This window comes from Gottfriedia acidiceleris (assembly GCF_023115465.1).
Classification (GTDB): Bacteria; Bacillota; Bacilli; order Bacillales; family Bacillaceae_G; genus Gottfriedia; species Gottfriedia acidiceleris_B.
The window spans coordinates 4320022-4333647 of the sequence record NZ_CP096034.1 but is presented as its reverse complement, the minus strand read 5'-3'; the positions used below and the strand labels follow the sequence as shown (position 1 = coordinate 4333647).

General features: G+C 33.8%; 13 protein-coding genes and 2 other annotated features. Of the genes, 12 read left to right on the top strand and 1 reads right to left on the bottom strand.

The features are described 5' to 3' along the window. Positions 1-11 precede the first annotated feature (11 nt). The 7 genes from MY490_RS20465 (at position 12) to MY490_RS20435 (ending at position 7122) form a co-directional block, all read left to right on the top strand. Positions 12-1352, top strand: coding sequence for an acetyl-CoA carboxylase biotin carboxylase subunit (locus MY490_RS20465; protein WP_248267294.1), 1341 nt, complete (start codon positions 12-14; stop codon positions 1350-1352). Between the two features lie 11 nt (positions 1353-1363). Beyond that, complete coding sequence (locus MY490_RS20460; protein WP_025568303.1) at positions 1364-1585, top strand: acetyl-CoA carboxylase biotin carboxyl carrier protein subunit; 222 nt, start codon at positions 1364-1366, stop codon at positions 1583-1585. Positions 1586-1597: 12 nt separating this feature from the next. Further along, complete coding sequence (locus MY490_RS20455; RefSeq protein WP_248267293.1) at positions 1598-2509, top strand: hydroxymethylglutaryl-CoA lyase; 912 nt, start codon at positions 1598-1600, stop codon at positions 2507-2509. Next, positions 2510-3286 (top strand): enoyl-CoA hydratase-related protein, encoded by a 777-nt coding sequence (locus tag MY490_RS20450; RefSeq protein WP_248267292.1) that lies wholly within the window; start codon positions 2510-2512, stop codon positions 3284-3286. 4 nt (positions 3287-3290) lie between these two features. Continuing rightward, on the top strand, positions 3291-4820 hold the full coding sequence (locus tag MY490_RS20445; protein WP_049819698.1) for an acyl-CoA carboxylase subunit beta: 1530 nt from the start codon (positions 3291-3293) through the stop codon (positions 4818-4820). 546 nt (positions 4821-5366) lie between these two features. Then, positions 5367-6629, top strand: coding sequence for a DUF2157 domain-containing protein (locus MY490_RS20440; protein WP_248267291.1), 1263 nt, complete (start codon positions 5367-5369; stop codon positions 6627-6629). Continuing rightward, complete coding sequence (locus MY490_RS20435) at positions 6619-7122, top strand: GDYXXLXY domain-containing protein (RefSeq protein ID WP_248267290.1); 504 nt, start codon at positions 6619-6621, stop codon at positions 7120-7122. The genes MY490_RS20440 and MY490_RS20435 overlap by 11 nt, the downstream gene beginning before the upstream one ends. Before the next feature lie 206 nt (positions 7123-7328). Here the strand turns inward: MY490_RS20435 and MY490_RS20430 are convergent, their stop codons facing one another. After that, complete coding sequence (locus tag MY490_RS20430; RefSeq protein WP_248267289.1) at positions 7329-7895, bottom strand: biotin transporter BioY; 567 nt, start codon at positions 7893-7895, stop codon at positions 7329-7331. Positions 7896-8051: 156 nt separating this feature from the next. Here MY490_RS20430 and MY490_RS20425 point away from each other — a divergent pair, with 156 nt between their 5' ends. The 5 genes from MY490_RS20425 (at position 8052) to MY490_RS20405 (ending at position 13610) form a co-directional block, all read left to right on the top strand. After that, on the top strand, positions 8052-8153 hold the full coding sequence (locus MY490_RS20425; RefSeq protein WP_248267288.1) for a GrpB family protein: 102 nt from the start codon (positions 8052-8054) through the stop codon (positions 8151-8153). Between the two features lie 478 nt (positions 8154-8631). After that, positions 8632-8861 (top strand) — a binding site (T-box leader). 48 nt (positions 8862-8909) lie between these two features. Further along, positions 8910-9141, top strand: a binding site (T-box leader). A gap of 340 nt (positions 9142-9481) precedes the next feature. After that, entirely contained in the window at positions 9482-11218 is a 1737-nt protein-coding gene (locus MY490_RS20420) for an aromatic amino acid hydroxylase (RefSeq protein WP_248267287.1), read from the top strand. A gap of 111 nt (positions 11219-11329) precedes the next feature. After that, positions 11330-11698: a VOC family protein gene (locus tag MY490_RS20415; RefSeq protein WP_248267286.1), complete on the top strand. Its 369-nt coding sequence runs from the start codon at positions 11330-11332 to the stop codon at positions 11696-11698. Between the two features lie 340 nt (positions 11699-12038). Further along, positions 12039-13025 carry a GNAT family N-acetyltransferase gene (locus tag MY490_RS20410; RefSeq protein ID WP_248267285.1) on the top strand — a complete coding sequence of 329 codons (987 nt, stop codon included), beginning with the start codon at positions 12039-12041 and terminating at the stop codon, positions 13023-13025. Between the two features lie 42 nt (positions 13026-13067). Further along, positions 13068-13610 carry a GNAT family N-acetyltransferase gene (locus tag MY490_RS20405; protein WP_248267284.1) on the top strand — a complete coding sequence of 181 codons (543 nt, stop codon included), beginning with the start codon at positions 13068-13070 and terminating at the stop codon, positions 13608-13610. Positions 13611-13626: the final 16 nt, after the last annotated feature.

Here is a 13626-nt window from a genome sequence, read left to right as displayed (position 1 = left end):
GGAGAGAGAATATGATCAAAATACTTATTGCAAACCGCGGGGAAATCGCATGTAGAATTATCGAAACATGTAAAAAGCTTCGTTATCAAACTGTGGCAGTTTATTCAGATGCTGATAAAGAAAGTTTGCATGTTAAGTTAAGTGATGAAGCTTTTTCTTTAAAAGGGAATCATACAAAAGATACGTATTTAAACGCTGATTTAATTATAAAAATTGCAAAAGAAAATAATGTAACAGCAATTCATCCTGGATATGGCTTCTTATCAGAAAATAGTGATTTTGCTAGAAAATGTAAAGAAGCGGGCATTTTATTTGTTGGTCCTAAGCCAGAGCATTTAGAGATGATGGGCGAAAAAATTAGAGCTAGACAAATAATGGAGCAATTAAACATTCCATTAATTAAAGGAAACTCTCACCCAATTCAATCAGTTGAAGAAGCAAGAGAAATAGCAGAACAAATTGGCTATCCTGTTATGTTAAAAGCTTCTAGCGGTGGTGGCGGAATCGGTATGAAGTTAATCGAAAACGAAGTACAGCTAGAAAAAGAATTTTTAACAACGCAAACAAGAGCACTTCAATTTTTTGCGAATGATGATGTATTCATTGAAAAAGCGATTATTAAACCGAGACATATTGAAGCACAAATCGCTGCTGATTCTCATGGCAACGCTGTTTTCTTATTTGAAAGAGATTGTTCAATTCAAAGAAGAAACCAAAAAGTAGTTGAGGAGGCACCATCACCGTTCCTTTCTACACAAGGTAGAAAGAAACTTGAAGAATATGCCCTTACGATTGCTAATCAAATGAAATATGTAAACGTGGGAACAATTGAATTTTTAGTTGATGAAAAAGAAAATATATATTTTTTAGAAATGAATACTAGATTACAAGTTGAGCACGGTGTAACGGAAGGAATTACAGGAATTGATCTAGTTGAATGGCAGTTCCGTATCACATTTGGTGAAACACTTCCAATTCGTCCAACTCATTTAGAAATGAATGGTCACTCTATTGAAGTAAGGGTTTATGCTGAGGATCCTAAAACTTTCTTCCCATCACCAGGAACAGTTCAACACTGTAATTTTCCAGAGGAGATTGGTGTACGTATAGATACGCATCTTTATGATGGGTGGGTTGTATCACCATTTTATGATCCACTATTAGCAAAAGTGATTGTTACGGCTAATACAAGAAAAGAAGCAGTAATTCAGCTGCACAATTATCTTAAAAAGGTAGAAATTGAAGGGATTAAAACAAATCTGCCGTTTTTGATTGATATTCTATCAACGAATGCATTCCAAGAAGGCGATTATACAACGAGCTTTATTAGTGAATATCAAAAAGTGAAATGAGGTAATTAGATATGGAAAACTTAACTGCAATGATGGCTGGAAGCGTATGGAAATGTCTTGTATCGGTAGGGGACGAAATTAGTAGTGATCAAGATTATGTAATCTTAGAGTCTATGAAAATGGAAATTCCGCATGCTGCTCCTTATAAATGTAAAGTCGTAAATGTGTTCGTTAACGAAGGCGATTTTGTAAACGAGGGCGATTCTTTAATTCAAGTTGAAAAATTAGGTTAGGAGTTAGTAGTGATGAAGCTACCTCAATCGGCTTTTATAAGAGAAGTAGGTCCACGTGATGGTTTGCAAAATGAAAAACAGTTTGTTACTACTGAAAAGAAGCTTGAGTGGATCAATTTATTAGTAGAGAGTGGTTTGTCTTATATTGAAGTTTCTTCGTTTGTGAGACCAGACTGGATTCCTCAATTAAGTGACTCGGTAGATCTATTTACGAGGCTTAGGAAAAAAGATGGGGTTACTTATGCAGCTCTTGTTCCTAATAAAAGAGGGTTAATGAGTGCATTTGAAGTAGATGCAGATGAAATTAATTTCTTTGTCTCTGCTAGCGAAACACATAATTTAAAAAATAAAAACGCGAGTATCGATCATTCAATGAGCGATATTCGCTCAATGATTACAGAATGTAAAAATAATAAAAAGACTACTAGAGCATATATTTCGACTGTATTTGGTTGCCCGTATGAGGGTGCTGTAGACCAGGTGAAGGTGATCAAACTTGCAAACGAATTACTTGAATGTGGAGTAGATGAAATTTCCTTAGGCGACACAATTGGAATTGCTAATCCACTTCAGGTAAATCAATTTTTAGAATATCTAGTTAAAGAAGTACCAGTTAATCGAATTGCTATGCATTTCCATGATACATATGGTCGTGCTGTTGCAAATCTTTATACTTCTTTATTATTTGGAATTGAAAAATTTGATTCTTCAAATGGTGGACTAGGTGGTTGTCCATATGCACCAGGAGCTAGTGGAAATGTAGCTACTGAAGATGTTGTTTCATTACTTCATAATTTAGGTATTACAACTAATGTAGATGAAAAGAAACTTCATCAAGCTACTTCATATATCTCTGAACAAATGAACTTAACACCAGTTAGTAAGCTATTTTCCGTATGGAATGGTTCAAAGGAGAGTATTTAAATGGAATCAAGTTTATTAGTAAGTGATATCGGTCATATTAGAATTCTTACATTAAATCGTACAAATGCGGCTAATTCATTATCACGTGAGTTACTAGATGCTCTTCATAGCCAAATGGATGAGTTAAAAAAATCATCTGTACGTGCTGTCATATTTACTGGTAGCGGATCATCTTACTTCTGTAGTGGTGCTGATTTAAAAGAAAGAAGAGGCATGACTGAGAGTGAGGCTCGAGAAACTGTTGAAAAAATCGGGACACTTTTTGAAAAAGTTGAAAGATTACCTATGCCAACAATAGCAGCAATCAATGGAGTTGCCCTAGGTGGAGGACTTGAACTTGCTTTAGCATGTGATTTAAGAATTGCACATAAAGAAGCAATCGTTGGTTTACCAGAAACATCTTTAGCGATTATTCCAGGTGCTGGTGGTACACAAAGACTTCCACGTTTAATTGGACTTGGAAGAGCAAAGGAACTAATCTTTACTGGCAAACGTTTAAATGCACTAGAAGCTGAAGGCTACGGCATTCTAGAACATGTTGTTGAAATAGATGAATTACAAAATCAGGCGCTTGAAATATGTGAAACGATCGCAAGTAAAGGTCCTCTTGCAATCCGTGCAGCAAAAAAGGCGATTCAACGCGGTTTCGATCTTCCTTTAGATTTAGGTCTAAGATTAGAAACTTATGAATATGAAACTTTACTGCATACAAATGACCGTATGGAAGGTTTAGTAGCATTTCAAGAAAAGCGTAAGCCGCAATATAAAGGAGAGTAATTGCATGTCAAACGAAGCAACATATCAAGCTCGAAAAGAACAAATACTTTCTGGTGGGAAAGAAAAATATCATGAGAGCAATTCCAAAATTGGTAAGCTCTTTGCAAGAGAAAGAATTAACCAACTTTTAGATAAAGACAGTTTTGTGGAAGATGGTTTCTTTGCGAACTGTATGAATGACGAATTTCCAGCAGATGGCATCGTAACAGGAATCGGTAAAATTAATGGCCGTACTGTATGTGTAATGGCGAATGATTCAACTGTAAAAGCAGGTTCATGGGGCGAAAAAACAGTAGAAAAAATCATCCGCATTCAAGAAACATGTTTAAAAATGCTTGTACCTTTAATTTATTTAGTGGACTCTGCAGGAGCACGTATTACCGATCAAGTATTTATGTTCCCAGGTAGACGTGGTGCTGGACGTATATTCCACAACCAAATTAAGCTATCAGGACAAGTACCTCAAATCTGCTTATTATTTGGACCTTCGGCTGCAGGTGGAGCTTATATTCCTGCATTCTGTGATTCTGTATTTATGGTTGAAGGTAATTCTTCAATGTACTTAGGTTCACCTCGTATGGCTGAAATGGTTATTGGTGAAAAAGTTACACTCGAAGAAATGGGTGGAGCTAGAATGCACTGTTCAGTTTCAGGTTGCGGAGATGTATTGTGTGAGTCAGAAGAAGAAGCGATTGCTAAGTTAAAAGATTATTTATCTTATTTACCAACTAATTTCAAGCAAGGGGCTCCTGTTGTTGAGGCTAAAAATCCTGTTCAAAAAGAGAAGTCTTTAGCAGAAATTATACCAAGCAATCAAAACGTACCGTTTTCTATTTATGAATTTATCGACCGAGTAGTTGATGAAGATTCATTCTTTGAAATTAAAAAGCTATTTGCACCTGAACTAGTGACTGGTTTTGCTAGATTAGATGGACGTAGCGTAGGGATTATCGCTAACCAACCGAGAGTTAAAGGTGGCGTATTATTCCATGATTCAGCGGATAAAGCAGCTAAATTTATTAATTTATGTGATGCTTACCATATTCCTTTATTATTCTTAATGGACGTACCTGGTTTTATGATTGGTACAAAAGTAGAGCGTGCAGGAATTATCCGCCATGGTGCAAAAATGCTTTATAGCATGAGTAATGCATCTGTTCCAAAAATCTCAGTTATCGTTCGTAAAGCATACGGTGCTGGACTTTACGCAATGGCAGGCCCTGCATTTGAAACAGACTGTGTTATTGCATTCCCATCAGCTCAAATCGCTGTAATGGGTCCTGAAGCAGCAGTAAATGCAGTGTATGCAAAGAAAATTGCAAGCTTACCAAAAGAAGAACAAGCTGCCTTTATCCAAGAAAAACGTAAAGAGTATGCTGAAGATATCGATATTTACCGCTTAGCATCTGAGCTAGTAGTAGATGTAGTCATTCAACCAGAAGAGCTACGTACAGAGCTAATTAAGCGTTTTGCTTATTACTCAGAATCATATGAAACCCCTGCTACGAAAAAGCATGGTGTTTATCCTGTTTAAAGGATCATGAAAAAGCCCTAGAAATAGGGCTGTTTTTATTGTGGAAACGAAAATTCTAGGCTAGGCCTAGGGTTCTAAAAAGCTTATAGCGTGGTATTAAAAAAATTCAAAGATGAGGTTGAGTATTTTCAACTTCTAATCGTATTTGATCAAACTTTGTTACTTCAATTACCTCATACTGCCATTTCCGTATTGTTTCCGAGACGATTTTACGAATTTTTTCATCATCTTCTACAATCATGATTTTAAACAGTAAAAAACACCCTTATATGAAAGCTGTATGTACAATAGAATCTATATGTAAATCTAAATGCAATTAAATTGTTAGAATTTATGAATAGACTATCATATTAAGAGCAAGTGGACAATATGAACAATACAAAGCTATATTATTAAGCTCTTAGTGGGAAACCTTATAAATTAAACAAACGTTTGATTAAACATATTCTTCTTAAATTTTAGATTTAGAGGTAATTTATGTTTTATTGAGAAATTATAATAGTAATGGAAGTAGTTTTATAAACTGCTACTAAAAGGGGGGATTACATGAGTAAATTAGATCAAAAGCTAAAAGAATGGCACAAGCATAACTTACTAGATGAAGCTTCATTAAACCGAATACTTGAGTATGAAAGGCACCGAGCTAAAGCTGAAAAGCAAACTTTTTTAGGAGATATTGTACCATTTTTAATTGCATTACTTGTAGCATTTTCAATTTTAGCGCTAGTGGGCAGTAACTGGAACGAATTTAGCCAAACTATGAGATTAGTCATTATTTTTGTCACACTATTAGTTTTCCATGCAGTTGCATTTATAAGCTATCATAAGGGGAAAGAATTGTTTGGGAATTGTTTAAACTTTATTAATGTAATTGGGTATGCATGTGCATTTGTTTTGATTGTACAAATGTATCAGTTTACTAGTGATAGTCCAGTATTTTTGATCACTTGGACAATGCTCGCATTCCTTTATTATTATGTGTTAAAGCATAACATGTTTTATTATCTTTTCTTGGGAATCGGATTTTTTAGTTTGAGCTATAGTGCTGGAATAGAAACGGCACATGTTTACCTTCTTCAAATTCCATTGTTACTTTGCTCAGTTTATTTATTAACAATAATGAAGAATCGGTGGAATGCTAGCTTTAATTACACATTTCTAGGGTATATTGTCATTATGTTTTTCCAGACATTTTCAGACCGCCAATATATGATGCCAATTATTTTAGTAGTGTTTATTCTTTGGTATTTAAACGAACGTGGGATTATTAATTATGTTTTATTACCTGTATTTACTATATTTATATGGCTATTCACGTATTTCACTTCATTATTTGGAGGATCTTATGATGTAATTCATGAGTTGCAAAAGGAATTTTCACATGGATTTTTAAAGCCGATTGCAGTGCCACTATTTGATACGATCATTCTATTAATCCTTTTACTAGCAATCTATACCGTGTACAAGAAGTGGAAGGACAAAATATCGTTTAATAATTATCTTTGGATCTTCTTATTTATATTCGTATTACCAATATTAGGAATACAAGATCAATTAGCCAATATGATTGTAGGCGTATTAATATTATTTTCCTATTCATGTATACGTTTATTTAAAGGTGTATTAGGCCAGGAAAAAGGAAGCATTATTATTGGTTTTATAACATTTGCCTCACTAGTAATTGGAATTTATACAGGATTTGCCATTTCATTTATAAGTAAATCAATCGTGTTTATTATCCTTGCAGTAGTATTATATTTCGTCTATACCCAATCGAAAAAAGCAAGAGGTGATGAACATGCAAAATAAGAAGAAATTACTTTTGCTTTCAATCATTCAGTTTATTTTATTACTAGCTTTACTTGGCAACATTATGTACTTTAAGCATTCAGCCGATACGTTTAAAATAAAATCTGAAAGTTTGGATCCAGTGGAACCTTTATTAGGACATTATGCAGCCTTATCGTATGATTTTGACTCAATAACAATGAAGGATTGGAAAGGTAAAGATACGCCGAAAGAAGGGGAAAAAGTTTATATTGTCTTTCAAAAGGGACAAAATGATATTTATCAATTAGATTATGTAACGGATCATCGTCCAAAGCATTCAAAATACATTAAAGCAACTATTCAATACACATATACTGGAAAAGAAGAAGAAATTGTAATCAATCATAATCTAAGTCGTTTTTACATTCCTGAAAGCCAAATGGACAGATACAATCAAGGCGGATCTAAGTATATTGTTACAGTCCAACAAAAAGGAGATCGATCAGTCGTTAAAGCTGTTGATGTTCAATGAAATTACCTTTCAGACTGTTGATAAACGCTCGCTTTCTTCGTTGCTTCGCCTGTCTGCTGTGCTCATTACTGTCTAGGGTAACTCCGCTCCTCACCAGGCTTCGCACCTCGAAAGACAAGCGCTTGCAATCAGTCTGAAAATCAAGTTTTTTGTACTTTGTCCACACACTGAAAGAGCTCACATCATAAGAGTGAGCTCTTTTTGTACTACGCTGAAATTTCATCACGTTTTAATAAATTAGCTTTTGCTAAACGTTTACCAATAATAACACCTAATGCAGATGCTACATAGGCTTTAACTAATCCAAGAATAATGAAAGGATAAAAACCGAAAGCCATCGCATCGTGCCAGCTTAGAGAAGCTGCAATTTTTAACCACACAGTACCAAATACTAACGTTACAAACATACCGATTGTGTTTGCAATCATTGCATTTAAGACTGTGAACTTAGTTTTTTCAATATAGTAAGCGATGATGAAAATAGTTGGAATAAATCCAATTAAATAACCACCTGTTGAACCGAATAGTACGCCAAACCCCGCAGCACCACCTGCGAAAACTGGTATTCCGATTGCGCCAAGTGCTAAATAAAGAAGTAACGAGATTGTTCCGTATTTCTTACCTAAAATCGTAGCCGCTAAGCCAATTGCTAATGTTTGTCCTGTAATTGGAACAGGAGAAAAGGGCAAAGGAATAGATATTTGAGATAGAATACCAATAATTGCTGCAAATAAAGCTGAATTAATAAGCATTTTTAATCTTTCTTGTTGCATTACTAAATCTCCCTCTCTTTATGTTAACTTATTTTATTTTTTAAGTTAACATATTATAAATTAATTATATTTTATATAAGAAGATTGTCAATATGTACAAATATAACGGTAAAACTTTTTGTTTAGAAAATAATTTAATGAGGAAGACGTATAAACGTGACAAAACCAAATGTCTTGATTAAAAATGATGATCCTAATTGGGAACTACAATTTGAAGAAGAAAAAGGGAAAATTCTATCCGCTATACCAAAAAAATAATTTGTATGGAATATGTTGGAAGTACTTCAATTAAAGATTCTCGCTAAGGAATATCAAAATGATCGTCAAACTTATACAAAGAAAAAAGAATCATTTATTAGAGAATGTGCTAGGGAAAAATATATTGATATAACTATGTTTTTTGCGACCAATTTTAGAATAAGATATATATTAAAAATTAAATATAACTTTTTAAAATTGATTGAAACTCCAGTGGGGGAATCATTAACTCTAAATACTCTTTAAAAAATCATTGTTTATACAGTAAAGAGAGAGTGGGTAACTATATTGTTTTTATATAAATTGAGAATATGAGTTCCTAAATTAGTTTATGTGGTTAATTGGTGATTTCCGATCATATATTTCTAAAGAACATGGTTATAATTATTTCTAAATAATAAAAATCTCATGAGAAATAAAAAATTATAAGTATTGACATTTACGAAAAATAGGAATAAAGTATGTATTAATTGAATCACGAAAAGCAATGATAGGAATTTTAGTAGTGGAGTTTTCCCTGTAACAGAGAGCTGGTGGTTGCTGCAAACCAGTACATAGAACACATGAATTACGATCCTAGAGCATCTTCCTCGAAACGAATTGTGAGGGGAAGACGGTGAAGAGCCGTTATGAAATGAAGATATTAGTATTGTTTTTATTACTAATAATTTAGGGTGGTACCGCGAAAAAGACTATTTCGTCCCTACTGTGCAAACAGTAGGGACTTTTTTATTTTAAGAAAATAATTTAATTAAATAATGAGCAATGAATGGAATTAAAGTAGTGAAGTTTTCCCTGTAACAGAGAGCTGATGGTTGGTGCAAATCAGTACATAAAACAACATGAATTACAATCCACGAGCATCTTCTTCGAAACGAATTGTGAGGGGAAGACGGTGAAGAGCCGTTATGAAATGAAGATATTAGTAAGTTTTAGTAAAACAGCTAATAACTAGGGTGGTACCGCGAATTTAAAGTTCGTCCCTACTGTGCAAACAGTAGGGATTTTTTTATGTGAAAAAATCCTGTGTGCATGTATAGAAGATGTGACGGAATAAGCTACAAATGTAGTGAACAAAATAATTTACACTTTTTTAGCTTTGAAAGGAGTGATGTGCTTGGTTGATTACGACTATAAATACCGAATAAAAAAAGATTTTGTAGAAAGAAGGAGTAATTTGGAAAAAGTAGAAATGGTTAAATGATGGAAACTTGCTTAAAAATGCTCAAAAAAAGCTTTTAGCAAGATATAGATAGAACGGGTATTTTTAAGAAAGTAGAGTAATAGATTTTTAAGTGAAATAATTTTTAAAAAGGGGAATTGATGACATGAAAGAAGCAGCTTTTGAAACAAAAATAATACCACCTCATTTGAAGCAATACTTATCGGAACAAAATTATGATCTTTACACGCCAATTGATCATGCTGTATGGCGCTATGTAATGAGACAAAATCATCATGCATTAAAAGATAGAGCACATTCTGCATTTGTCGATGGACTTAAGATGTCAGGAATTGAAACGGAAAAAATTCCAAACGTAGCTGAAATGAACGAGTGTCTTTCAAAAATTGGTTGGGGAGCAGGAATCGTAAATGGATTAATTCCAGGCGCTGCATTTTTTGAACTTTTAGCAAATGGTATTTTACCAATCGCAACTGAAATTAGACAAATCACGAATATAGAATATACACCTGCTCCAGATATTATTCATGAAGCTGCAGGACACGCGCCTATTCTTTTTGATCCTGTATTTAGAGAATACGTACAAAAAATTGGTTCAATTGGTGCAAAAGCATTTGCTACAAAAGAAAAACAAGAATTATTTGAAGCAGTTAGAAATTTAACGATTGTAATGGAAGATCCAAAATCGACACCTGAAGAAAAAGCTGCCGCACAAAAATTAGTTGAAGAAAGACAAAAAGCAATAGTTGGAATTTCAGAAGCTGAAAAAATTTCACGCGTATTCTGGAGAACAGTTGAATATGGTCTAATTGGTGAATTAGATAATCCAAAAATTTACGGTGCTGGTTTATTATCATCAGTAGGTGAAAGCACACATTGCTTTACAGATGCAGTTGAAAGACTTCCTTTTTCTATTGAAGCTTCTACATTACAACCGAAAAATATAACTGAAATGCAAGCACAATTATTCGTATGCAAAGATTTTGATGAATTAATGCAAGGTGCTGAAGAATTAGCGAGCACTATGGCATTCCGTGTAGGCGGTACAGAAAGCTTAGATAAAGCTCTTAAATCGAAAAGCGTTGCTACATTTGAATTAAATTCTGGATTAAGTGTAACTGGTATTGTTCATGCAATCTTAAAAGATGAAAACGGTGAAGCAATTTACGTTAATACAACTGGCGAAACAGCACTTTCAATAAATAATAAGCAATTAGAAGGTCACGGAAAAGACTACCATGCTAAAGGATTTGGTACACCTATTGGACTTCTAAAAGGAAATATAGAATTAGAAGAATGTGACGATGCTGCACTTAAAAATTTAGGTATTGTCGTAGGGAACTTTGTTGATTTAGAATTCTTAAGCAATGTAAGCGCTTCCGGTAGAGTTGTGAATATTATTAAGAATGAAGACAAAGTTGCATTAATCTCATTTGAAGACTGCACTGTTACTTACGAAGGAAAAGAATTATTCAAAAAAGAGTGGGGAACTTTTGATATGGCAGTTGGTTCTCGAGTTGAATCAGCATACCCTGGTGCAGCTGACCCAACTTCTTACTTTAGTGATTCAATTAAAGAAGTAGAGTTCGTAATGGAAACACCAGCCCCATTAACTGAATTAGAAAAATTATATAAAGAAGTTAGAGTAATTAGAGAAAAGAATACATTCTGTGATGACTGTATTTCTAAATTAATTGCTGTGCATAATGAGCTTAATCGTGAACACCAAAGTGATTGGTTATTACGTTTAGAATTACTTGAAATTGCAACAGTTAATGCTAAATTAGAGCAAATTGTTGAGCCACTTAAAGCTGAATTGGAAGCATTAAGAAAAGAGGATTCTTTAAAGAATCTTATTACAAATGGTTTAAAGCTAGTATAATATGTAAGAATATTGGGAAAAGCGTTACTTCTATAGAAGTAATGCTTTTCTTATTAATTAGTTCTGGTAATCTAAAGATATAAACTTTTTATAATGGGAGAGGTGTGATCATTGTCATTTGAAGTAAAAGGAATTGATCATATTCAATTAGTTTGTCCAAGGGGTGGAGAGGACGAAGCTAGAAAATTTTATAATGAAGTTTTAGGTATGAGGGAATTGCCAAAGCCGGAAAATTTAAAAGGCCGAGGTGGATGCTGGTTTATTTGTGGTAATCAAGAAATTCATATTAGTATTCAAGAAGATTTTATAGCACCTAAAAAAGCTCATCCCGGTTTAATTGTTACAAACATAGAGGCATTAAGAGAGCATCTTCTTCAACTTAACTTTGAAATTAAACAGGAACCACCAATAGAAGGTCGAACTCGATTTTTTGTAAATGATCCGTTTGGAAATAGAGTCGAGTTTTTAGAATTTCATTAAGCAATCATTATTTAACCACTGTACATAAACAGTGGTTTTTATTTTTAATTAAATTAAATTGTTAATTTTAAGAAAATTGATATGATTTAATTATGAGTCTACTGTTAGAGATTCAGTTGAACTTCTTTATTAAAAAAGAGGATTTGTTAAAAAAGGATTTTACTATGTTCTATACACATGGGATTGTTGTTGAATTTTACTAGATGAAAGAGAGCATTATCCGGCTATAAGCAGGAAGTAATGCTCTTTTTATGGAACTAGTAATGAGTGAATGAAGAGATAATTAAAATAATAGAATTGTTCAGTAGTTTAACTTGTAAAAGTTGCAAGGAGGTTTGCTATGAAATTTATCGCGTTCGAAAATATACACTTAGATGAAGCGGCTAGTCTTTTGGCTATCCGGCATATGTATGACCGAAGGATAAACCCTGAATTACCATCTAAATTTGAAGAGGCTACGTATGCTAAGAAAGCTATTGAGGCGCTATTTAATGAAAAGAATAGTTTCGGTATTGCTGCGATGAATGGTTCCGAGTTAGTTGGCTACATGATTGGCGCAATTCAAACAGATAAAAATCGAGAACGTCATACTTGGATTAAATATGCAGGAATGGCTATAGCAGAAAGTGAAGATGAAGAATTATATCGTGGATTATATACAGAGTTTGCCAATAAAATGGTAGAGCTTGGTTCGTTTAATCATTATGTAATGGTACCAAGTGGAAATAAGTCCACTTTAGATGCTTGGCTTCATTTAGGATTTGCCTATGAGCAGGTTCATGGTATACGTGATTTGACAGTTTCGTCGGACAAAGTATTTGAAGATATTCAGATTCGAGTGGCTACTAGTGAAGATGAAAAACGAATACGTGAATTAGCAACTGTAATTATGGAACACCAAGCGAAGTCACCGGTATTTGCACCAGGGTTTATTGAAGAAAGAGATGACTACCAGGAAGGTTACGCAGAAATTATTAATGATGAAGCGGCAATGTTATGGTTAGCGATCTATCAAAATGAGATTGTAGGTTTCCAAGTATTTGAATCATCGGCAACATCTGATGAGAATTTATTAACACCTGAATCCTGCATTAGTTTAGTAGTCGGAGCAACAGTCGAATCTTCTCGCGGGATGGGTGTTAATACGGCCTTATTAAAGCATGGACTTACTTATGCTGACAAAGAAGGCTATAAACTTTGCGAAACAGATTGGAGAATAACGAATTTAGAATCCTCGAGATTCTGGCCAAAAAATGGTTTTAAACCGATTGCGTATCGTCTAGTCCGTAAGATTGATCCAAGAATAATATGGGCAACAGGCGTTTAATGAGTCAGGAAAAGCAGGGAAATTAGGGAGTGTAGGAAACAAATGAAATTAGTTGGTAATACTATATATTTAAGACATTTAGACGTTGCAGATGCAGAGGATTTTTTATCATATGAAGTTCGAAATAGAGAGTTTTTTAAACCTTTTACATATATAAAAGACGAGAGTTTCTATACTTTGGAAGCTCAGCAAGATCGTATTAAGTCATATAAAGAGAAAAGCGACAATGATTTGTATTATGGCTTTGGTATCTTTTTAAAGGAAACAGAGGCTTTTATAGGCTTTACGATGCTTGCAGAGGTGTTAAGAGGAGATTTACAAAGTTGTTTTGTTGGTTATTCTTTAGATGAACAAGAAAATGGTAAAGGATATACAACTGAAGCTGTAAAGTTAGTTGTAGAATATGCCTTTAATGAATTAAAATTACATCGCATTGAAGCGGGTGTAATGCCTCATAACATTGGTTCAATAAGAGTATTAGAAAAGGCGGGTTTCCACAAAGAGGGAATTGCCAAGAAAAATGTACGTATAAATGGGAAATGGGAAGATCACCAAATGCTAGCTATCATTAATGAAAATGAATAACTATTAAACTTTTGGA

Coding starts and splice junctions, on each gene's coding strand:
- MY490_RS20465 (WP_248267294.1), top strand. CDS start 12: ATGATCAAAATACTTATTGCAAACCGCGGGGAAATCGCATGTAGAATT.
- MY490_RS20460 (WP_025568303.1), top strand. CDS start 1,364: ATGGAAAACTTAACTGCAATGATGGCTGGAAGCGTATGGAAATGTCTT.
- MY490_RS20455 (WP_248267293.1), top strand. CDS start 1,598: ATGAAGCTACCTCAATCGGCTTTTATAAGAGAAGTAGGTCCACGTGAT.
- MY490_RS20450 (WP_248267292.1), top strand. CDS start 2,510: ATGGAATCAAGTTTATTAGTAAGTGATATCGGTCATATTAGAATTCTT.
- MY490_RS20445 (WP_049819698.1), top strand. CDS start 3,291: ATGTCAAACGAAGCAACATATCAAGCTCGAAAAGAACAAATACTTTCT.
- MY490_RS20440 (WP_248267291.1), top strand. CDS start 5,367: ATGAGTAAATTAGATCAAAAGCTAAAAGAATGGCACAAGCATAACTTA.
- MY490_RS20435 (WP_248267290.1), top strand. CDS start 6,619: ATGCAAAATAAGAAGAAATTACTTTTGCTTTCAATCATTCAGTTTATT.
- MY490_RS20430 (WP_248267289.1), bottom strand. CDS start 7,895: ATGCAACAAGAAAGATTAAAAATGCTTATTAATTCAGCTTTATTTGCA.
- MY490_RS20420 (WP_248267287.1), top strand. CDS start 9,482: ATGAAAGAAGCAGCTTTTGAAACAAAAATAATACCACCTCATTTGAAG.
- MY490_RS20410 (WP_248267285.1), top strand. CDS start 12,039: ATGAAATTTATCGCGTTCGAAAATATACACTTAGATGAAGCGGCTAGT.
- MY490_RS20405 (WP_248267284.1), top strand. CDS start 13,068: ATGAAATTAGTTGGTAATACTATATATTTAAGACATTTAGACGTTGCA.